Annotated in this window: 20 protein-coding genes; 8 read left to right on the forward strand and 12 right to left on the reverse strand. The window is 55.0% G+C overall.

Annotated elements, in window-relative coordinates; all coding sequences use genetic code 11:
• Positions 1 to 232 precede the first annotated feature (232 nt).
• Positions 233 to 793, reverse strand: coding sequence for a D-glycero-beta-D-manno-heptose 1,7-bisphosphate 7-phosphatase (gene gmhB / locus PAG01S_RS20505; protein ID WP_031591190.1), 561 nt, complete (start codon positions 791 to 793; stop codon positions 233 to 235).
• A gap of 189 nt (positions 794 to 982) precedes the next feature.
• Between gmhB and metN the strand changes: the two genes are divergently transcribed.
• The 6 genes from metN (at position 983) to proS (ending at position 6,546) form a co-directional block, all read left to right on the forward strand.
• The gene (gene metN, locus PAG01S_RS20510) at positions 983 to 2,014 is read left to right on the forward strand and encodes a methionine ABC transporter ATP-binding protein MetN (RefSeq protein ID WP_033756655.1); all 1,032 of its coding nucleotides are present in this window, start codon (positions 983 to 985) and stop codon (positions 2,012 to 2,014) included.
• On the forward strand, positions 2,007 to 2,660 hold the full coding sequence (locus PAG01S_RS20515) for a methionine ABC transporter permease MetI (RefSeq protein WP_003852613.1): 654 nt from the start codon (positions 2,007 to 2,009) through the stop codon (positions 2,658 to 2,660). Before metN ends, PAG01S_RS20515 begins: the two co-directional genes overlap by 8 nt.
• 34 nt (positions 2,661 to 2,694) lie before the next feature.
• The gene (locus tag PAG01S_RS20520) at positions 2,695 to 3,510 is read left to right on the forward strand and encodes a MetQ/NlpA family lipoprotein (RefSeq protein WP_010254184.1); all 816 of its coding nucleotides are present in this window, start codon (positions 2,695 to 2,697) and stop codon (positions 3,508 to 3,510) included.
• A gap of 128 nt (positions 3,511 to 3,638) precedes the next feature.
• Positions 3,639 to 4,037: an envelope stress sensor lipoprotein RcsF gene (gene rcsF, locus PAG01S_RS20525; protein ID WP_010254182.1), complete on the forward strand. Its 399-nt coding sequence runs from the start codon at positions 3,639 to 3,641 to the stop codon at positions 4,035 to 4,037.
• Entirely contained in the window at positions 4,034 to 4,738 is a 705-nt protein-coding gene (gene tsaA, locus PAG01S_RS20530; protein WP_010254180.1) for a tRNA (N6-threonylcarbamoyladenosine(37)-N6)-methyltransferase TrmO, read from the forward strand. Before rcsF ends, tsaA begins: the two co-directional genes overlap by 4 nt.
• An 89-nt stretch (positions 4,739 to 4,827) precedes the next feature.
• Entirely contained in the window at positions 4,828 to 6,546 is a 1,719-nt protein-coding gene (proS, locus tag PAG01S_RS20535; RefSeq protein ID WP_010671869.1) for a proline--tRNA ligase, read from the forward strand.
• Between the two features lie 232 nt (positions 6,547 to 6,778).
• Here proS and arfB read toward each other — a convergent pair whose 3' ends face one another.
• Positions 6,779 to 7,189 carry an alternative ribosome rescue aminoacyl-tRNA hydrolase ArfB gene (gene arfB / locus PAG01S_RS20540; protein WP_062759647.1) on the reverse strand — a complete coding sequence of 137 codons (411 nt, stop codon included), beginning with the start codon at positions 7,187 to 7,189 and terminating at the stop codon, positions 6,779 to 6,781.
• Between the two features lie 217 nt (positions 7,190 to 7,406).
• Between arfB and PAG01S_RS20545 the strand changes: the two genes are divergently transcribed.
• Together PAG01S_RS20545 and rof are read left to right on the forward strand one after the other, a co-directional pair.
• Entirely contained in the window at positions 7,407 to 7,607 is a 201-nt protein-coding gene (locus tag PAG01S_RS20545) for a YaeP family protein (protein ID WP_010254172.1), read from the forward strand.
• Positions 7,594 to 7,854, forward strand: coding sequence for a Rho-binding antiterminator (gene rof, locus PAG01S_RS20550; protein WP_062759648.1), 261 nt, complete (start codon positions 7,594 to 7,596; stop codon positions 7,852 to 7,854). The genes PAG01S_RS20545 and rof overlap by 14 nt, the downstream gene beginning before the upstream one ends.
• A 40-nt stretch (positions 7,855 to 7,894) precedes the next feature.
• Here the strand turns inward: rof and PAG01S_RS20555 are convergent, their stop codons facing one another.
• The 10 genes from PAG01S_RS20555 to fabZ all read right to left on the reverse strand — a co-directional run bounded on the left by PAG01S_RS20555 (position 7,895) and on the right by fabZ (position 19,850).
• Complete coding sequence (locus PAG01S_RS20555; RefSeq protein ID WP_062759649.1) at positions 7,895 to 8,203, reverse strand: c-type cytochrome; 309 nt, start codon at positions 8,201 to 8,203, stop codon at positions 7,895 to 7,897.
• On the reverse strand, positions 8,203 to 9,522 hold the full coding sequence (tilS, locus tag PAG01S_RS20560; protein WP_062759650.1) for a tRNA lysidine(34) synthetase TilS: 1,320 nt from the start codon (positions 9,520 to 9,522) through the stop codon (positions 8,203 to 8,205). The genes PAG01S_RS20555 and tilS overlap by 1 nt, the downstream gene beginning before the upstream one ends.
• A 52-nt stretch (positions 9,523 to 9,574) precedes the next feature.
• Positions 9,575 to 9,964, reverse strand: coding sequence for a VOC family protein (locus PAG01S_RS20565; RefSeq protein WP_010671867.1), 390 nt, complete (start codon positions 9,962 to 9,964; stop codon positions 9,575 to 9,577).
• 64 nt (positions 9,965 to 10,028) lie between these two features.
• Positions 10,029 to 12,179 carry a lysine decarboxylase LdcC gene (locus PAG01S_RS20570; protein ID WP_010671866.1) on the reverse strand — a complete coding sequence of 717 codons (2,151 nt, stop codon included), beginning with the start codon at positions 12,177 to 12,179 and terminating at the stop codon, positions 10,029 to 10,031.
• A 169-nt stretch (positions 12,180 to 12,348) separates the two neighbouring features.
• Positions 12,349 to 13,305: an acetyl-CoA carboxylase carboxyl transferase subunit alpha gene (gene accA / locus PAG01S_RS20575; protein WP_010254150.1), complete on the reverse strand. Its 957-nt coding sequence runs from the start codon at positions 13,303 to 13,305 to the stop codon at positions 12,349 to 12,351.
• 12 nt (positions 13,306 to 13,317) lie between these two features.
• Positions 13,318 to 16,800: a DNA polymerase III subunit alpha gene (gene dnaE, locus PAG01S_RS20580; protein ID WP_033756640.1), complete on the reverse strand. Its 3,483-nt coding sequence runs from the start codon at positions 16,798 to 16,800 to the stop codon at positions 13,318 to 13,320.
• 31 nt (positions 16,801 to 16,831) lie between these two features.
• On the reverse strand, positions 16,832 to 17,458 hold the full coding sequence (rnhB, locus tag PAG01S_RS20585; RefSeq protein ID WP_022625455.1) for a ribonuclease HII: 627 nt from the start codon (positions 17,456 to 17,458) through the stop codon (positions 16,832 to 16,834).
• A complete protein-coding gene (gene lpxB, locus PAG01S_RS20590) occupies positions 17,451 to 18,599 on the reverse strand; it encodes a lipid-A-disaccharide synthase (protein WP_010254138.1) in 1,149 nt (382 codons plus the stop codon). Before lpxB ends, rnhB begins: the two co-directional genes overlap by 8 nt.
• 3 nt (positions 18,600 to 18,602) lie before the next feature.
• Positions 18,603 to 19,391, reverse strand: coding sequence for an acyl-ACP--UDP-N-acetylglucosamine O-acyltransferase (gene lpxA, locus PAG01S_RS20595; RefSeq protein ID WP_010254134.1), 789 nt, complete (start codon positions 19,389 to 19,391; stop codon positions 18,603 to 18,605).
• Positions 19,392 to 19,394: 3 nt separating this feature from the next.
• Complete coding sequence (gene fabZ / locus PAG01S_RS20600) at positions 19,395 to 19,850, reverse strand: 3-hydroxyacyl-ACP dehydratase FabZ (protein ID WP_003852639.1); 456 nt, start codon at positions 19,848 to 19,850, stop codon at positions 19,395 to 19,397.
• Positions 19,851 to 19,952: the final 102 nt, after the last annotated feature.

The raw sequence follows: 19,952 nt of genomic DNA on the forward strand, positions 1-19,952 counted from the left end.
AGTGCGTTAGCGTCCTGTCGCGAGGTGGCGTATATTACGCTTCCCTCCTGCAGAGTCAACCTCTTTCTCAGAAGTTTTTCTCCGGCGGCGCAGTCTCCTGTGCCTCTCAACCCGTTTTCCGTTTCCGGTTTGCCGTGTCAGTGGAGGCGCATTATAGGGAACGGCTCAGATAGCGCAAGTGCAAATTGAGACTTTTTTTCTGTTCGTCTGAAATTTGCACAAAAGCGCCGTTTTACCCCTTTTTAATGCGCGCCGGGAGCTCTGCCAGGCTATTAATCACCCAATCTGCTGCTGCTTCACCTTCAGCGGTGACCGGTTTGCCGCTGCGCACCAGGACTTTCATGCCGACACCGGCAGCCTGCCCTGCCAGCATGTCTTCCAGCTTGTCACCCACCATATAAGAAGCGGCCATATCAATATTCAGTTCTTCCTGTGCCGTCAGCAGCATACCTGGCTGAGGCTTGCGGCAGTCACAGGCCTGACGGAACTCTGCTACTGTTGCTTCAGGATGGTGAGGACAGAAATAGATGCCATCAAGATCAACATCGCGATCGGCCAGCGACCAGTCCATCCATTCTGTCAGCCGCATAAAGGTATCTTCAGTAAACATACCGCGCGCGATGCCAGACTGATTGGTCACAACCACCAGCGCAAAACCCATTGCCTTTAGTTGTTGCAGCGCTTCAATCGTGCCGTCAATAAACTGGAAGTCATCGATCTCATGGACATAGCCATTGTCGACATTAAGGGTGCCATCACGATCAAGAAAAATAGCGGGGACTTTATTCGCCACGTAGAAACTCCTGCTGTAAAAATTGCCGATCAGTATCGCATGATTGCTATAAAAGGGAGAATGTCAGATTGAATCACTTCCATTGATTTAGACGTCTGGATGCCTTAACATCCATCCAGCTTTTATACCGAATAAAAGCGACGAGGCTTCCCACACCACGGACAACGCAACACGATAATAAATAACATAATGATTAAACTAGAAAATATTACCAAGGTGTTTCAGCAAGGTACGCGGTCTGTTCCGGCGCTAACGGATGTCAGCCTGCACGTGCCTGCCGGACAGATTTATGGCGTTATCGGTGCTTCCGGTGCCGGTAAAAGTACGTTGATTCGTTGCGTTAACCTGCTGGAGCGCCCTACTTCGGGCCGCGTACTGGTAGACGGTGCTGATTTAACCGCACTCAACGAACGTCAGTTAACCCAGGCGCGCCGCCAGATCGGCATGATCTTCCAGCACTTTAATCTGATGAACTCCCGTACCGTCGCGGGTAACGTCTCTCTTCCACTGGAACTCGGTAATCTCTCCCGCGCTCAGATCACGGCTCGCGTAACTGAACTGCTGGAACTGGTGGGATTATCAGATAAGCATGATGCCTGGCCTGCGAATCTCTCGGGCGGTCAGAAGCAGCGTGTCGCGATTGCCCGCGCCCTGGCCAGCAATCCCAAGGTTCTGTTGTGTGATGAAGCTACCAGTGCACTGGATCCCGCGACGACCCGCTCTATTCTGGAATTGCTTAAAGACATTAACCGCCGGCTTGGGCTGACGATTCTGCTGATCACCCATGAAATGGATGTAGTGAAACGCATCTGCGATCAGGTTGCGGTCATCAGTCACGGTGAGCTGATTGAGAAAGATAGCGTCAGTGAGGTCTTCTCTCATCCTAAGACACCGCTGGCGCAGCAGTTTATTCAGTCTACGCTGCATCTGGATATTCCGGATGATTACCAGCAGCGCCTTTCTGCCACCGCCGCTGAAGGCACCGTGCCCCTGCTGCGACTGGAATTCACCGGTAAATCGGTTGATGCGCCGCTGCTGTCTGAAGCTGCCCGCCGTTACAACGTGAATAACAACATTATCAGTGCCCAGATGGATTACGCCGGTGGCGTGAAGTTCGGCATTATGCTGGCCGAAATGCACGGCACAAAAAGCGATACCCGCGAGGCGATAGCCTGGCTGAAGGAGAATCATGTGAAAGTAGAGGTGTTAGGTTATGTCTGAAGCGATGATGTGGTTGCTGGGACGGGGCGTGTGGGAAACGCTGATGATGACCTTCGTCTCGGGCTTTTTCGGTTTTGTGCTGGGTCTGCCGGTCGGCGTTTTACTCTATGTCACCCGTCCGGGCCAGATTCTGCAGAATCAGGGACTTTATCGCGTGCTCTCCGCGCTGGTGAATATCTTCCGCTCCATTCCTTTCATTATCTTACTGGTCTGGATGATTCCTTTTACTCGCGTAATCGTCGGCACCTCAATCGGACTGCAGGCGGCCATCGTGCCGTTGACCGTTGGCGCGGCACCGTTTATCGCACGTATGGTTGAAAATGCCTTGCTGGAACTGCCAACCGGACTGATTGAAGCGTCACGAGCTATGGGCGCCACGCCAATGCAGATCATCCGTAAGGTTCTGCTGCCGGAAGCGATGCCTGGCCTGGTGAATGCTGCGACCATCACCCTGATTACCCTGGTTGGTTACTCCGCCATGGGTGGCGCGGTGGGTGCCGGTGGTCTGGGCCAGATCGGTTATCAGTATGGTTATATCGGATATAACGCCACTGTGATGAATACGGTATTGGTGTTGTTAGTGGTTTTGGTGTATCTCATTCAATTCTGTGGCGACCGCATCGTGCATGCGGTGTCCCATAAATAAGCCAGCAATATCACATTATTAAGAAGGAAAGGATATGTCTTTCAGATTCAAGAAAATTGCCGCTGTGGGTGCACTGATTGGCGCGATTGCGCTGGCAGGATGCGATCAAAAAGAGAAAGACCCTAACCACATCAAAGTGGGTGTGATTGTCGGTGCTGAGCAGCAGGTTGCTGAAGCAGCGCAGAAAGTTGCCAAAGAGAAATATGGTCTGGACGTTGAGCTGGTCACCTTCAACGATTACGTACTGCCGAATGAAGCGCTGAGCAAAGGCGATATCGACGTCAACGCTTTCCAGCACAAACCGTATCTGGATCAGCAGATCAAAGATCGTGGCTACAAGCTGGTTTCAGTGGGTAACTCCTTCGTCTACCCGATCGCGGGCTATTCGAAAAAGATCAAGTCACTGGATGAGCTGCAGGATGGCGCTCAGGTTGCCATTCCAAACGACCCGACCAACCTGGGCCGTACGCTGCTGCTGCTGCAGAAAGTGGGTCTGATCAAGCTGAAAGATGGCGTGGGCCTGCTGCCAACCTCACTGGATATCACTGAAAACCCTAAGCATCTGAAAATTGTTGAGCTGGAAGCGCCGCAGCTGCCACGCTCACTGGACGATCAGCAGATCGCGCTGGCGGTTATCAACACCACCTACGCCAGCCAGATTGGCCTGACGCCAGCCAAAGATGGCATTTTCGTCGAAGATAAAGATTCACCGTACGTGAACCTGATTGTGGCGCGCGAAGATAATAAAGATGCGGAAAACGTGAAGAAATTCGTCAAGGCTTACCAGTCTGACGAAGTCTACGATGCCGCTAACAAAGTCTTTAACGGCGGCGCGGTTAAAGGCTGGTAATTCAGCTGTTCATCTCCTTAAGGGCGGCGCTATGCCGCCCTTTCTGTTATTGGGTGCCCTGCCCGACTTGTTATTTATTCTTGTCCTTGTTTCAATAACGCCACTTTTTGAAACCTGAGGATGTTGCCATGCGTTTTTTACCGCTCTGCTTGTTAGCATTGATGCTGACAGGGTGTGTTCATGAGTATCACCCGATAAGCAGCGCACCGTCCCGGCCGCAGCAATCCAGTGAACCCACCCGCAAGCCTGTGTCACGACCGGCACCGGTTAAGCTCTATACTGATGCCGCCGATCTGGTCAGCAAGCCGTTCCGCGATCTGGGTGAAGTCTCCGCTGAAGATTGCCAGATGAGTAATCAGAACTCCCCAGCCAACATCGCTACTGCACGTAAACGTCTGCAGATCAAAGCGTCACAGATGAAAGCCAATGCGGTGCTGCTGCATCAGTGTGAAATCGTCACCGGCACGCCAGGCTGCTATCGTCAGGCGGTGTGTCAGGGTTCGGCACTGAAAGTCAGCAATCAATGAGTGAATTTGCCTTTGCGCAAATTGGGGTAATCCGCTCACCATGGAAGGAGAAGTTTGCCGTGCCGCGCCAGCCAGGGCTGGTGCAGGATGGCGGCGGCGAACTGCACCTGCAGCCACCTTACAATCAGCCGGAAGCGGTGCGTGGACTGGAAGCGTTCAGCCACCTCTGGCTGCTGTTTGTCTTCCATCAGACGATGGAGGGCGGCTGGCGTCCCACGGTTCGCCCTCCCCGGCTGGGCGGCAATGCGCGCATGGGTGTATTTGCGACACGTTCAACGTTCCGTCCCAATCCCATTGGCATGTCGCTGGTTGAGCTAAAAGGTATCAGGATTGAAAAACAGCAGGTGATCCTGCAGCTTGGCAGTCTGGATCTGGTCGATGGCACCCCGGTGGTGGATATCAAACCTTATCTGCCCTTTGCCGAAGCATTGCCCCATGCCCAGGCGGGTTTTGCTCAGGCGGCACCTGCGGCTGATATGCCGGTTCGCTTCTCCGCGCTGGCACAACAGCAGCTTCACCAGCAGTCGCGCTACCCCAATCTGGCTCGCTTTATCAGTGAAGTGCTGGCACAGGATCCCCGTCCCGCTTACCGTCAGGGCGAGACACAGGCGCGGGAATATGCGGCCTGGCTGATGGATTTTAATGTACGCTGGCGCATTGACGATGCCGGTACTGAAGTGATCGCCATCGACCCGCGTTAAAACCCGCTTTTGAGCCGGTGATCTCACTGGTACACTAGCCGCCAGCAAAATTCTGTCTGTGACTTTCCGATCAACTGGAACCGTAATCAATGCGTACTACTCAATATCTGCTCTCTACTCAGAAAGAGACGCCTTCCGACGCTGAAGTGATCAGCCACCAGCTGATGCTGCGCGCCGGTATGATCCGCAAACTGGCTTCTGGCTTGTACACCTGGTTACCGACCGGGGTTCGCGTGCTGAAAAAAGTCGAAAACATCGTGCGCGAAGAGATGAACAACGCGGGCGCGGTTGAGATTTTAATGCCGGTTGTGCAGCCCGCCGACCTGTGGCAGGAGAGCGGTCGCTGGGAGGAGTATGGCCCGGAACTGTTACGTATTGCAGATCGCCACGAGCGTCCGTTCGTGTTGGGTCCGACGCATGAAGAGGTGGTCACTGACCTGATCCGCAATGAGCTGAGCTCTTATAAGCAACTGCCGCTCAACCTCTATCAGATCCAGACCAAATTCCGTGATGAAGTCCGTCCGCGCTTTGGCGTGATGCGTTCACGTGAATTCATCATGAAAGATGCTTACTCGTTCCACGTTTCGCAGGAGTCGCTGCAGGAAACGTATGACGCGATGTACCGCGCCTATAGCCAGATCTTCAGCCGTATGGGTCTGGATTTCCGCGCCGTGCAGGCCGACACCGGCTCGATTGGCGGCAGCGCCTCCCATGAGTTCCAGGTTCTGGCGCAGAGCGGTGAAGATGATGTGATCTTCTCTACCGATTCTGATTACGCGGCCAATATTGAGCTGGCCGAAGCCGTCGCACCCGCCGGTGAGCGCGCAGCGCCGTCGCAGGAGATGCAACTGGTCGAGACGCCAGACGCAAAAACTATCGCGGAGCTGGTTGAGCAATTCAGTGTGCCTGTTGAAAAAACAGTGAAAACGCTGATTGTTAAAGGTGCCGAAGAGAGTGGCCACGCGCTGGTTGCCCTGCTGGTACGCGGCGATCATCAGCTTAATGAGATCAAAGCGGAGAAGTCAGAGATCGTTGCGTCACCGCTGGTGTTCGCGACCGAAGAAGAGATTCGCGCTGCAGTGGGTGCCGGACCGGGTTCAATCGGCCCGGTTGGTCTGCAGATGCCTGTTATTGCTGATCGTACCGTGGCGAAGATGAGCGACTTCAGCGCCGGTGCCAACGTCGATGGTAAGCACTACTTCGGCATTAACTGGGAGCGCGATCTGCCGCTGGCCAGCGTTGCGGATATCCGTAACGTGGTCGAAGGCGATTTAAGCCCGGATGGTAAAGGTACGCTGCAGATTAAGCGCGGCATCGAAGTCGGTCATATTTTCCAGCTCGGCACCAAGTATTCTGACGCGCTGAAAGCGTCTGTTCAGGGCGAAGATGGCCGCAATCAGGTGATGAGCATGGGCTGCTACGGCATCGGCATCACCCGCGTTGTTGCGGCAGCCATTGAGCAGAACCATGACGACCGCGGCATTATCTGGCCAGCCGCACTGGCACCTTTCGAGGTTGCGATTCTGCCAATGAATATGCAGAAATCGTTCCGGGTTAAAGAGCTGGCGGAAGAGCTGTATGCCACCCTGCGTGCCAAAGGCGTTGAGGTTATTCTGGATGACCGTAAAGAGCGTCCGGGCGTGATGTTCGCTGATATGGAACTGATCGGCGTGCCACACACCATCGTCATTGGTGACCGCAATCTCGATAATCAGGAGATTGAGTACAAATCACGTCGTGCCGGTGAGAAGCAGATGATTAAGCAGGATGAAATTGTTGAATTCCTGCTGAAGGCTCTGAATAAGTAAGTTCTTAGCGTTAATCAAAGCGGGCTGAATCTGGCCGCAACAGATGAGCTCAACGCGAAGGGAACCGGGTCAGGAGAGGAAAGCGTCCCGCGCCAGGGACGGTGCGGGCCGAGCGGCCATGGATGGCTTTAGCGACTTTCCGATCTGACCCCGTTCCCTGAGCAGGCTCGAACTCTTCGCCGCTCGCCCCTGACGTTGTAAGTACTCAAACGCCCCGCCTGCGGGGCGTTTTTTATTGCACCTTGCCGCGCATCGATTTAGTTGAACTGCGGCGGGCTTTTCCTTCAAGACGGCGCTCTTTTGAGGCGCGGGTCGGCCGCGTGGCGCGCCGGGCTTTTTCCACGGTACTCAGCTCCTGGATCAGATTAACCAGACGTTGCAGCGCTGCTTCACGATTCATCTCCTGACTGCGATACTCCTGCGCCTTGATCACCACAACGCCATCACCGGTAATCAAATGATGAGTGGCGGTGAGCAGCCGCTCTTTATAAAACGCGGGCAGTGAAGAGGCAGCAATATCGAAGCGCAGATGAATGGCGGTGCTGGCTTTATTGACATGTTGTCCGCCTGCGCCCTGAGAACGAATCGCCGTCAGCTCGATCTCACTTTCCGGAATCTCAACCGAACGGGATAGCATAATCATAAGCTCGCTCCCCACACCTTAACCACGTTGACCTCCGATAACCTGTTCATCAAATTAACCTTTTGTGCTCTGATTTATTCCGCCTCAGACAGCGGAATCTGTCACTTTAGCAGTGATTCGCGCACTGTTCCTGCTTTACGCAGGCTGATTTCCTCTAAATGGCTATGATATAGTCGCCAGTTAACCAGAGTATTTACGCTCTGCCGAGGAGGGCCACGTGCAAAATTATTGTGAGTTAGTTCGCCGGAAGTATGCCGAAATCGGCAGCGGGGATTTAGGTTACATACCGGATGCGATTGGCTGCGCATTGAAGGCACTTAATGATGTTGCCGCAAATACTGAGCTAAACTCTTCTGTCAGGGAACAGGCGGCCTACGCCGCTGCTAACTTATTGGTGAGCGACTATGTTGATAAATGAAGCGTACCAACCTATCAATTGCGATGATTACGATAATCTGGAACTCGCCTGCCAGAACAACTGGATGCTGTCGCTGGAAATGAAAGATGGCGAGCAGCTTAAGGCAAAAGCCAAAGAGATCTTTTCACGTAAGAACGTTGAATATCTGGCTATCGATCTTTCCAGTGAACATCGCGAATTACGTCTCGACCATATCGCCAGCTTCACCCATCCCGAGTTGGGTACGGTGGTTGTCAGCGCAGAGTAACCTACGCATTCAGGGCGGGACCTTTCCGCCCTGTTAAACTTCAGGGCTGCAACGAACTGTAGTACGCCGCTAAATCCGCCATATCGCTGTCACTCAATCCCGCCACAAACGCCTTCATGACTTCAGCCTGACCGCCACTGCGTTCGCCCTTTTTATAGGCCTGCAGCGCATGTTCCAGATAAGGTGCGTGCTGCCCGGCCAGGTCAGGATAGAGCGGCACCGCCGCTTTTCCCGCTGCGCCATGACAGGCCATGCAACTGCCCGCTTTCTGTGCGCCGCGCTGCACATCACCCGCTGCCCATGCCGGTAACACGGTGACCGCTAAACAGGCGATAAGCCACTGTTTCATTATGGTTGTTCTCCTGTGCCGGATGCCCCATCCCAGACTATCTGCCAGCCCTGCTGATCAGTGGCCGCGCCATCACGGGTGACAAAGAGAGTCGGAACGCAGACCAGCGTCTGGTTATAAAAAATTAACGGCAGCCGTTCACGCTGCCACGGTGGTATCTGTAATTCCTGCCACAGTTTTTTCATTTCCCTTCCGCCACGACGGCCCACCAGATGGACATGACCCTGTGCGTGGAACCGCACGCTGACCTGCTCATCCGGCTCAGGATAGCGCAACAGGCTCTCTGACTGGCTGGCACGCAGCGTGCCAAGGTTCTGCGGTAACGCCAGCGGCTGGCAGAGATCGGGCCATGCCAGCTCGGTGTCGCGCAGTGAACTGAACAACGGCAGCCAGTAGAGCTGCTGACGGTAACGACGGAGTTCAGCCTGACCGAATCGCAGCCGGGGCTGCGCATCCTCCCGGCTCGCCATCACTTCGTCGTGGATGCGTTTCAGCGCTTCACGGGACGGCATTGCCCTCCCCTGTCCGGCGATCCAGCGCCGCAACAAGGCATTAGCACGCAGCTCACTCATGATCATTAAGGGTGGAAAGTACAGGCTGCCATCAGGCTGGATCAGCTCTGCCAGTTGCCCTGCGAGCAGTTCATCCAGCAACTGCTCCTGCTCACTGCATAACGCCGCACTGCGGGCCGCTGCCTCGGCAAAATGGGGCCAGCGCTGGTGAAGCTCAGGCAGCAGCCGCTGACGCAGAAAGTTGCGGTCGTAGCGAAGATCCTGATTGCTCTCATCTTCAATCCACGCCAGCTGATGCGCGTCGGCATAGGCTTCAAGCGACTGTCGCGTCTGATTCAGCAGCGGACGCACCAGCTGATGAGAACCCAGCGTGCGTGTCGCGGGCATCGCTGCCAGCCCGGCGGGACCACTGCCGCGCTTCAGCGCCAGCAGGAATGTTTCGCACTGATCGTCGAGGTGCTGCGCTGTGAGTAACACTTCGCCCGGCTGCAGTGCCGCACTCAGCGCCTGATAACGGGCAGTGCGGGCGGCTGCTTCAATGCCGTTTTCCCGGCCATCAACGTTAACGCGGAGCACTTCACAGGGCAGCTGCCACTGCGCGCAAATCGTCTGGCAATGGGTTGCCCAGCGATCGGCATTCGGGCTAAGCCCATGGTGAACATGCAGTGCCCGCAGGCGCAACTGAGGATGCTGCTGCTGCCAGCCGCGAAGCTGATGCAGCAGCACGGTTGAATCCAGTCCACCGCTGAATGCGACCACCAGGGCGGCATCAGATTGCAACAGAGTGTCAAAAGCGGGCAAAGACATGGCAGAATCCAGAAAATCGGGCCACTGAATGTCGCCCGCTGAGCGCGCTATTTTACGCCTGATAAAGCTCCAGCGGCAAACCATCCGGATCGGCAAAGAAAGTGCATTGTTTACCGGTCAGGTCATCAATGCGAATCGGCTCGCAGATAACGCCTTTATCGGCCAGCGTCGCGACGGCAGCGGCAACATCCGGCACGGTAAAGGCCAGATGACGCAGGCCACACGCTTCGGGATGACTGACCCGCGCCGGCGGCTCAGGAAAAGAGAACAGCTCAATGGTATAGCGATCCTGTAGGGCAAGGTCGCCTTTCCAGGAGTCCCGCGCTTCGCGGTAATACTCGCCCATCAGACGGAAACCCAGTACATCACAATAGAATGCTTTGCTGCGCTGATAGTCAGAGGCGATGATGGCGATGTGGTGAATAGCGGTTAACTGCAACATGTTCAATTCCCTGATTCGGGCAGGCTGTCCGCAGACACCCTGCCGCTGATAGTCGTTTAAAGGTTTATGCGAGGTCGTTTTTCAGCACGCGGACGCGATACTCGCCCTCTTCGGTCAGGCTGGCACCGTGAATATCCGTTTCGAAGCCCGGATAATGCCGTCCAATGCTGCACAGCATCAGCAGAAAATCGAGCACCGCGCGGCTCTTCTCAGTAATCATCTCGCCTGGCATCACCAGTGGAACGCCTGGCGGATAAGGCAGAATCATATTGGCTGACACCCGCCCGACCAGCTCGCTGAGTTCCACCGTTTCGATATTGCCCTTCACCTGCTGCTGAAATGCCTGATGCGGCGTCATCTTCATTTCGGGCAGGACATCAAATGCCTGCAGCATCAGACGCGGCAGATCGTGATGACGGATCAACTGATGGATCCCCTGCGCCAGTGTCTGAATGCGCATATTGCGATAGAAGTCAGGATCTTCGGCATAGAGATCCGGCAGCATGTTTTTCACCCGCAGATTAAGATCGTAGGCGCGTTTGAACTCGGTCAGTCCGCGCAGCACGCTCATTGCTTTGGTTTTGTCGATGCCGATGCTGAACAGGAACAGCAGGTTATAGGGACCGGTTTTCTCCACCACGATGCCGCGCTCATCCAGAAACTTCGCCACCAGCGCCGCCGGGATCCCCTCTTCCGCCATCTTCCCCAGTTCGCTCATGCCCGGCGTCAGAATGGTGACTTTGATCGGATCCAGGTACATGTGATCGCGATCGGCCTGAGTAAATCCGTGCCACTCTTCGTCGCCGGGCTGGATCGGCCAGCATTGCGCTTCGTCAACCTCTTCCGGTTGCCAGATATCAAAGAACCAGCTGTCGGACTCTTCGCGCAGGCGCTGGATCTCCCGACGGAAGTGCAGCGCGCGCTCCACCGAGCGATTGATCAGTCGTTTACCGGGATTGCCACGCAGCATGGCAGCAGCAGTTTCAATAGAGGAGACGATGGCGTAATTGGGCGAGGTGGTGGTGTGCATCATGTAGGCTTCGTTAAACGTCTGTTCGTCGTAGTCGCCCTTAATGTGAATCATTGATGCCTGCGAAAACGCCGCCAGCAGTTTGTGGGTCGATTGCGTCTCATACACCACTTTTCCCGGGATGCGGTCGCCACTCATGCCACTTTTACCGGCGTAGATCGGATGGAAATTAGTGTAAGGCACCCAGGCTGAATCGAAATGAATCGACGGTACATCCAGTGTCTCTTTGATGTACTGGGTATTGTAGAGCAGCCCATCATAGGTGGAGTTGGTGATCACCGCATGAACCGGCCACGTGGCACGGTCGGTGGCAGCCACCTTGAGCGAAATACTCTCGCGGGTGAACTCCTGCTTCGGGATACCGCCGAGAATACCCAACGCATTGCGGGTCGGCTTCAGCCAGATGGGGATAAGATCGCTCATCATCAGCAGATGGGTCAGTGACTTGTGGCAGTTGCGATCGATCAGCACGGTGCTGCCCGCCGGTGCGGCATACATGCCGACAATTTTGTTCGACGTTGAGGTCCCGTTGGTCACCATGTAACTCTGCTCGGCGCCAAAAGTGCGTGCAATGTACTCCTCCGCTTCAAGGTGCGGACCGGTGTGATCAAGCAGCGAACCCAGTTCGGTAACGGAAATTGAGATGTCCGATTTCAGGGTATTGGCCCCGAAGAAATCGTAGAACAGGCAGCCCACCGGGCTCTTCTGAAACGCGGTACCCGCCATATGGCCCGGCGTGCAGAAGGTGTACTTGCCCTCTTTCACATAGGTGAACAGCGCTTTAGTCAGCGGCGGCGTAATGTGGTCGAGATAGTCATCGGTATATTGCCGGATATGCAGCGCGATATCGTCAGCGGCATTCAGCGCGTACTCAAAAAAGTGCAGCGGCATACGCATCTCATTGACGCTGATGTCCATCTGCGAGTGGGTGTTGATAAAGGCGTACAGCGGCAGGTATTCGTTGAGCTGATTAATCTCACCGCAGAGTTCCGGACTGTTGTGCGCGTCCCAGTCGAAGATGACGCCGCTGATACGCGGATTGTGCTCGATCAGTTTCAGCAGATCGTCACTGTTTTTCGGGTAAAGCAGCCTGAAGCCTTGCAGATTTAACGCCGCGTCGAGTTCGCGTAACGGTTCATCTTTATAAAACACGCCGTGCGCGCCCATGATCGCCAGAATATTCAATGCCCATCTCCCTGATTATTGTGGAACCGGACAAGCATAACCGCTAACCCGCGGAAGGTGTAGCAAGGCGGCTATCGGATGGCGCTGAAAGAGAAGGGAATAGCGTGCGGAGATAAACCGGCGGCATAAAAAAAGCGGACCGGAGTCCGCTTTTATTGATGGGGCTAAATCAGGCGTAGCCGTAGCTCATCAGGCGCTGATAACGACGATCCAGCAGCTCTTCAGTGCTAAATCCATCGAGATCGGCCAGATCGGCCAGCAGCTGCTGCTTCAGTGACTGCGCCATATCAACCGGACGGCGATGCGCGCCACCCAGCGGCTCAGGGATCACGGAGTCAATCAGCTTCAGCTCTTTCAGACGGTGAGCGGTAATGCCCATCGCTTCAGCGGCCAGCGGCGCTTTGTCAGCGCTTTTCCACAGAATAGATGCACAGCCTTCCGGCGAGATCACTGAATAGGTGCTGTACTGCAGCATATTCACTTTGTCGCCCACGCCAATCGCCAGCGCACCACCTGAACCGCCCTCACCGATGACCGTACAGATCACCGGCACTTTCAGGCCAGACATTTCACGCAGGTTGCGGGCAATCGCTTCAGACTGCCCACGCTCTTCCGCGCCCACACCCGGATAGGCACCCGGTGTGTCGATGAAGGTGATGATTGGCATTTTGAAACGCTCAGCCATCTCCATCAGGCGCAGCGCTTTGCGATAGCCTTCCGGTGCTGGCATGCCGAAGTTACGGCGAATTTTCTCTTTGGTTTCACGGCCTTTCTGGTGCCCGATGATCATCACCGGACGTCCATCAAGACGTGCAATCCCGCCCACAATCGCTTTGTCATCGGCATAAGCACGGTCGCCCGCCAGCTCATCGAAATCGTCGAAGGCGTTGCGCACGTAGTCAAAGGTGTAAGGACGCAAAGGATGACGCGCCAGCTGAGCGATTTGCCATGCGCCCAAATCGGCGAAGATCTTACGGGTCAGCTCAACGCTTTTCTCACGCAGACGCTGAACTTCTTCATCCAGATTAACGTGTTTATCATCCTGACGACCAATTGAGGTCAGCGAATCGATCTTCGCTTCCAGTTCTGCAATTGGCTGTTCAAAATCCAGGTAATTAAGACTCATAATGTTCCTGTTCTAGTCAAACTCCAGTTCCACCTGCTCCGATCCAATCAACGAGCGCAGATCGTTAAGTAAACGATCGCTGGGCGAAATTCGCCACGCTGCACCAAAGCGCAGCTTCGCTCGCGCGTCGGCTCTCTGATAGTAGAGATGCACCGGAATAGTCCCTGATCGATGAGGTTCCAGAGACTGACGGAGTCGGTTTAATAGCTGGTCATCAATTTGCCTGTCCGTCAGCGAGATAGCAAGTCCGCGCGCGTATTTTTCGCGAGCTTCGTCGATGTCCATGACTTCACGAGCGGTCATTTTAAGGCCACCACTGAAGTCATCAAAGCTGACCTGTCCGCTGACGATCAGAATTCGGTCTTTCTCCAGCAACTGCTGGTATTTATCTAACGCATCGGTAAATAACATCACCTCAAGACGACCGGAGCGATCGTCCAGAGTACAGATACCAATTCGGTTGCCGCGTTTGGTGACCATTACCCGTGCCGCGATCACCAGACCGGCCGCCACGGTAATTTTACCCCGATCGGTAGGATGCATATCTTTCAGCCGCACCCCGCCAACGTAACGCTCAATTTCTTTCAGGTACTGATTAATCGGGTGGCCGGTAAGGTAAAGACCCAGCGTTTCCCGTTCGCCATCCAGCTGCACCTGCTCAGGCCACGGCGTGACGCTGGCGTACGATTTCTCAACCTGTTCCGGCTCTTCCGCCAGTACGCCAAACATATCAGCCTGGCCAATCGCTTCCGCTTTCGCGTGCTGATCGGCCGCTTTTAACGCGTCACTGAGTGAACTCATCAGCGCAGCACGATGCGGTCCAAGGCGATCAAAGGCCCCGGACATGATCAATTTTTCCATTACCCGACGGTTGATCTTTTTGGTGTCGGTACGGGCGCAGAGATCAAACAACTCGCGGAAATAACCGCCTTCGTTACGGGCGTCGATGATCGCTTCGATCGGGCCTTCACCGACGCCTTTGATCGCGCCGATACCGTAAACGATCTCGCCCGCGTCATTAACATGGAACTGATAGAGACCGGAGTTGATATCAGGCGGCAGGACTTTCAGTCCCATCCGCCAGCACTCATCGACCAGGCCAACCACTTTCTCGGTGTTATCCATATCGGCGGTCATGACCGCAGCCATAAACTCAGCCGGATAGTGCGCCTTCAGCCACAACGTCTGGTAGGAGACGAGTGCGTAGGCAGCAGAGTGTGACTTGTTAAAGCCATAACCTGCAAATTTTTCTACCAGATCGAAGATCTTCATCGACAGTTCCCCGTCGATGCCCATACTTTCGGCACCGTCGCGGAATACAGAACGCTGTTTAGCCATCTCCTCGGGTTTCTTTTTACCCATGGCGCGACGCAGCATATCCGCACCGCCCAGCGTGTAACCGGAGAGAACCTGGGCGATCTGCATCACCTGTTCCTGATAAAGGATGATGCCGTAGGTCGGTTCCAGCACCGGTTTCAGGCTTTCGTGCTGCCACTGAATGTCGGGATAGGAGATCGCTTCACGGCCATGCTTACGGTCAATGAAGTTATCCACCATGCCGGACTGCAGTGGGCCAGGACGGAACAGCGCCACCAGTGCGATCATATCTTCGAAGCAGTCGGGCTTCAGACGCTTAATCAGATCTTTCATGCCGCGCGATTCAAGCTGGAACACCGCAGTGGTTTCCGAGCGCTGCAGCATATCGAAGCTTTTCTTATCGTCCAGCGGGATAGAGGCGATATCGATCGGCTCCAGCCCCTGCTTTTCCCGGCGCGGGTTGATCATCTTCAGCGCCCAGTCGATGATGGTCAGCGTACGCAGACCCAGGAAGTCGAACTTCACCAGGCCGGCATATTCCACATCATTTTTATCGAACTGAGTTACCGGGAACTGCCCATGCTCATCGCAATAGAGCGGCGCAAAATCGGTGATCTTCGTTGGCGCAATGACCACGCCGCCCGCATGTTTACCGGCGTTACGCGTGACCCCTTCCAGCTTGCGCGCCATGTCGATCAGCGCTTTAACCTCTTCGTCCGCGTCATACATGGCGGGAAGCTGCGGTTCAGCAATAAAAGCTTTTTCCAGCGTCATGCCGGGATCGGGCGGGATCAGTTTTGAAATGCGGTCAACGAAGCCGTAAGGATGTCCCAGCACGCGGCCCACATCGCGAATGACCGCTTTCGCCGCCATGGTGCCGAAGGTAATAATCTGGGAAACCGCTTCACGTCCGTACATATCTGCAACGTGTTCGATCACCTGATCGCGCTTCTCCATGCAGAAGTCGACGTCGAAATCGGGCATCGAGACGCGTTCCGGGTTCAGGAAGCGTTCGAACAGCAGGTCAAATTCCAGCGGATCGATATCGGTGATTTTCAGCGCATAGGCCACCAGCGAACCGGCACCGGAACCACGCCCCGGCCCGACCGGCACGCCGTTGTCCTTGGACCACTGGATGAACTCCATTACGATCAGGAAGTAGCCGGGGAAACCCATCTGGTTAATAACGTTGAGTTCAATCTCCAGACGTTCATCATATTCCGGGCGTTTCTCAAGGCGTTCGGCTTCGTCCGGGAACAGGAACTCAAGACGCTCTTCCAGACCCTCACGGGATTTCACCACCAGATAATCTTCGGTGGTCATATCACCGGTCGGGAACTGCGGCAGGAAGTACTCGCCCAGCCGGACCGTGACGTTACAACGCTTAGCAATCTCTACGCTGTTTTCCAGCGCTTCCGGGATGTCCGAGAAGAGCTCGCACATCTCCTCTTCGCTGCGCATATATTGCTGAGGACTGTAGTTACGCGGACGCTTGGGATCATCCAGCGTATAGCCGTCATGAATGGCGACGCGAATTTCGTGCGCATCGAAATCTTCTGCATTGATAAAGCAGACTTCATTGGTGGCAACGACCGGTATTCCCTCTGCAATCGCCAGTTCAACTGCCGCATGCAGATAGCTCTCTTCGTCCTGACGGCCGGTACGAATCAGCTCCAGGTAGTAGCGATCGGGGAAATGTTGCTGGTAAAACGACAGGCATTGCGAAACCAGGGCATTGTTGCCGCGCAGCAGGCTGCGACCCACATCGCCGCGCCGTCCGCCCGACAGCAGGATTAATCCTTCCTGCAATTCAATCAGCCAGTCGCGGTCGATGATCGGTCCGTCCACGCCATACCCACGCTGATAGGCACGGGAGATCAGCAGCGTCAGGTTCTGATATCCGGTATTACTGGACGCCAGCACAGTAAGCTGTGTCAGTTCATCCCCCATCAGTTCACTGGCAACGTTGAAATCGGCACCAATGACCGGCTTTATCCCTGCGCTATGTGCGCCACCGTAAAATTTCACCAGGCCACAGAGGTTAGTGAAGTCGGTAATCGCGATAGCCGGCATGCCAAGGGCAGCCGCCTTCTTGATTAACGGCCCGGTTTTCGCCAGGCCATCAATCATCGAATAGTCACTGTGGACACGCAGATGTATAAAACGGGGTTCAGCCATATCAGTTTCCGGTTAAAACAGCGTCAGGCTATTAAAGCGTAAGGGTCTGGCGTGCAGCCAGTACTTCAGCATCGAGCAGCGCATTGCGTACGGGCGCAAAACTGCGACGGTGGTGCGGCGTGACGCCATACTGCGTCAGTTTTTCCATATGCAGCGCCGTCGGATAACCTTTGTGCTGCGCAAAACCATACTGCGGGAACAGCAGATCGAGTTCGGTCATCTCCTGGTCACGCGACACTTTGGCGATGATCGATGCTGCACTGATTTCGGCAACCAGACTATCCCCTTTAACTACCGCCTGTGAAGGCATTGGCAATGCCGGGCAACGATTACCATCAATCAGCACATAATCGGGCTGAATGCCAAGGCCAGCTACGGCGCGCTGCATCGCCAGCATAGTGGCATGCAGAATGTTGAGCTGATCGATCTCTTCAGGCTCTGCGCGTCCCAGACTCCATGCCAGCGCTTTCTCTTTGATTTCGTCATACAACGCGAGGCGGCGCTTTTCAGACAGTTTCTTCGAGTCGGCCAGGCCGGTAATCGGGTTTGCCGGATCGAGGATCACCGCAGCAGTAACGACCGCGCCAACCAGCGGACCGCGTCCCACTTCGTCCACACCGGCAATCAGTCTGGCTACAGGATAGATAAAATCAGGCATTCACCAGCTCCAGTACCGCATCCGCTGCCTGCTCATCGGCGTTCCAGCGGATCTGTTGATGTAATTCATGAAACGTCTGCAGGAGTGTTTCTCGCTCAGGCCCGGCATGCAGCAGCGGATCTAACGCTGCGGCCAGGGCTTCAGGCTGACACTCATCCTGCAGTAACTCTTTGACCAGCTCACGCCCTGCCAGCAGGTTTGGCAGCGAGACGTAAGGGGTTTTGACCAGCCGTTTTGCCAGCCAGAAGGTGGCCGGCTTCATGCGATAACCGACGACCATTGGGCATTTTGCCAGCATACACTCCAGTGCGGCAGTGCCTGACGCCAGGAGTGCGGCATCGCTCGCAATCATCGCCTCACGTCCCTGACCATCAAGCAGATGCATCGGCAGTTCGGGGGCGGTTTCGGCTTTAATCTTCTCAAACTGTTCGCGGCGACGGGCGTTGACCAGCGGCACCACGATTTCCAGTGCCGGATAGTGACGACGCAGCAACTGAGCGGTTTTCAGAAAATCGGCGCTGAGCATTTCCACTTCCGCACCCCGGCTGCCGGGCAGCAAGGCCAGGCAGAGCGCATCATCGGCAATGCCCAGATGACGGCGTGCAGCCAGCTTATCGGGTTGCAGCGGCATGGCATCCGCCATGGTGTGACCGATAAAACGACAGGGAACGTTATAGCGATCGTAAAAAGCTTTTTCAAATGGCAGGAACGCCAGCACCAGATCGGTGTTACGACCAATCTTAAAGACACGCTTTTGCCGCCATGCCCACACCGAGGGGCTGACATAGTGGATAGTGCGAATGCCAGTGCGTTTAAGATTGCCTTCCAGCGTGATATTGAAATCGGGCGCATCAATCCCGACAAAGACATCGGGTCGGAGTTCGGTAAAACGCCGGGTGAGATCGCGACGGATTGTCAGCAGGCGTCGCAGGCGACCGAGCACCTCGACAATGCCCATCACCGCCAGCTCTTCCATCTCATACCAGGCTTCACACCCTTCTGCCTGCATCAGGGGACCCGCCACGCCGACAAAGCGTGCATCCGGATGACGGGCTTTCAGGGCACGGATCAGACCTGCACCAAGAATATCGCCGGAGGTTTCTCCGGCGACCAGGGCAATCGTTAAGGGACGCGCTGACATGGATTAACGAATTAATCCACGGGTTGAACGGGTGAAGAAATCGTAGAAAGGTTGCACTTCGCTGTGCTGCTGTGCGATGGCTTCGATCTCCGGTTTCACTTCCTCCAGCGTTCTGCCGCTGCGATAGAGCAACTTGTAGGCGTTGCGGATAGCGTGCAACGACTCTTTGCTGAAGCCACGACGCTTGAGACCTTCGATATTGATCCCGAACGGCGTAGCGTGGTTGCCCTGCGCAATAACGTAAGGCGGCACATCCTGCGCCACGCCCGAACAGCCGCCAACCATCACGTGAGCACCGATGATGCACCACTGATGTACCGCTGTCATGCCGCCAATAATGGCGAAATCATCGACCGTCACGTGACCACCCAGGGTGGCGTTGTTGGCGAAGATACAGCGGTTGCCAATCACGCAGTCATGCGCGATGTGAGCATTAACCATCAGCAGATTATCGCTGCCCACTGTGGTGACCTGGCCACCCTGCGTGGTGCCGCGATGAATCGTCACGCTTTCACGGATGCGGTTACGATCACCGATCTCAACCCGTGTTGGCTCACCGGCATATTTCAGATCCTGATTCACTTCGCCAATTGAGGCGAACTGATAAATCTGATTATCTTTTCCGATGCGCGTGTGGCCGTTCACCACAACATGTGACTTCAGTACCGTTCCTTCACCGATCTCAACATTCGCACCAATAAAGCAAAACGGGCCAATGTGAACGCGGGCGCCAATAATAGCGCCCTCTTCGATGACAGAACTGGGATGGATAGTGGCTGTTGGATCAATCACGAATTATGCCTCCCGGCTGCGGGCACACATCATGGTCGCTTCACAAACGATTTTACCGTCGACGGTCGCCACGCCTTTAAAGCGGGTCAGACCACGGCGGGTTTTCTCGAAAGTGACTTCCATGATCATTTGGTCGCCTGGTACCACAGGGCGCTTGAAACGGGCACTGTCGATACCGGCAAAGTAGTAGAGTTCGCCTGGCTCCAGTTTACCTACGCTTTTAAACGCCAGAATACCGGTAGCCTGCGCCATCGCTTCCAGGATCAGAACGCCAGGAAAAATCGGTTTACCAGGGAAATGCCCCTGGAAAAACGGTTCATTAACAGAAACGTTCTTCACTGCACGCAGGTATTTGTGCTCTTCAAATTCCAGCACGCGGTCTACCAGCAGAAACGGATAGCGGTGCGGCAGCAGCTCTAAAATCTCTTCAATTTTCAGAGTATGAGTTTCAGTAGTCAAAATACTCTTCCTGTCCTAAAAATCTGATGACATCAATAACACGGCCTGCACAGATCAAAATGATCTTCCGCAGGCCGCAAATAGGTTCTGTGGCGCCGGGCT

This window comes from Pantoea agglomerans NBRC 102470, from assembly GCF_001598475.1.
Taxonomy (GTDB): domain Bacteria; phylum Pseudomonadota; class Gammaproteobacteria; order Enterobacterales; family Enterobacteriaceae; genus Pantoea; species Pantoea agglomerans.

Bases quoted from the DNA above. Each gene is read 5' to 3' on its own strand.
- rcsF (WP_010254182.1), top strand. From the start codon at position 3,639: ATGCGTTTTTTACCGCTCTGCTTGTTAGCATTGATGCTGACAGGGTGT.
- PAG01S_RS20515 (WP_003852613.1), top strand. From the start codon at position 2,007: ATGTCTGAAGCGATGATGTGGTTGCTGGGACGGGGCGTGTGGGAAACG.
- PAG01S_RS20565 (WP_010671867.1), bottom strand. From the start codon at position 9,964: ATGTTGCAGTTAACCGCTATTCACCACATCGCCATCATCGCCTCTGAC.
- PAG01S_RS20555 (WP_062759649.1), bottom strand. From the start codon at position 8,203: ATGAAACAGTGGCTTATCGCCTGTTTAGCGGTCACCGTGTTACCGGCA.
- tilS (WP_062759650.1), bottom strand. From the start codon at position 9,522: ATGTCTTTGCCCGCTTTTGACACTCTGTTGCAATCTGATGCCGCCCTG.
- tsaA (WP_010254180.1), top strand. From the start codon at position 4,034: ATGAGTGAATTTGCCTTTGCGCAAATTGGGGTAATCCGCTCACCATGG.
- accA (WP_010254150.1), bottom strand. From the start codon at position 13,305: ATGAGTCTTAATTACCTGGATTTTGAACAGCCAATTGCAGAACTGGAA.
- metN (WP_033756655.1), top strand. From the start codon at position 983: ATGATTAAACTAGAAAATATTACCAAGGTGTTTCAGCAAGGTACGCGG.
- PAG01S_RS20520 (WP_010254184.1), top strand. From the start codon at position 2,695: ATGTCTTTCAGATTCAAGAAAATTGCCGCTGTGGGTGCACTGATTGGC.
- proS (WP_010671869.1), top strand. From the start codon at position 4,828: ATGCGTACTACTCAATATCTGCTCTCTACTCAGAAAGAGACGCCTTCC.
- dnaE (WP_033756640.1), bottom strand. From the start codon at position 16,800: ATGGCTGAACCCCGTTTTATACATCTGCGTGTCCACAGTGACTATTCG.
- rof (WP_062759648.1), top strand. From the start codon at position 7,594: ATGTTGATAAATGAAGCGTACCAACCTATCAATTGCGATGATTACGAT.
- arfB (WP_062759647.1), bottom strand. From the start codon at position 7,189: ATGATTATGCTATCCCGTTCGGTTGAGATTCCGGAAAGTGAGATCGAG.
- lpxB (WP_010254138.1), bottom strand. From the start codon at position 18,599: ATGTCAGCGCGTCCCTTAACGATTGCCCTGGTCGCCGGAGAAACCTCC.
- rnhB (WP_022625455.1), bottom strand. From the start codon at position 17,458: ATGCCTGATTTTATCTATCCTGTAGCCAGACTGATTGCCGGTGTGGAC.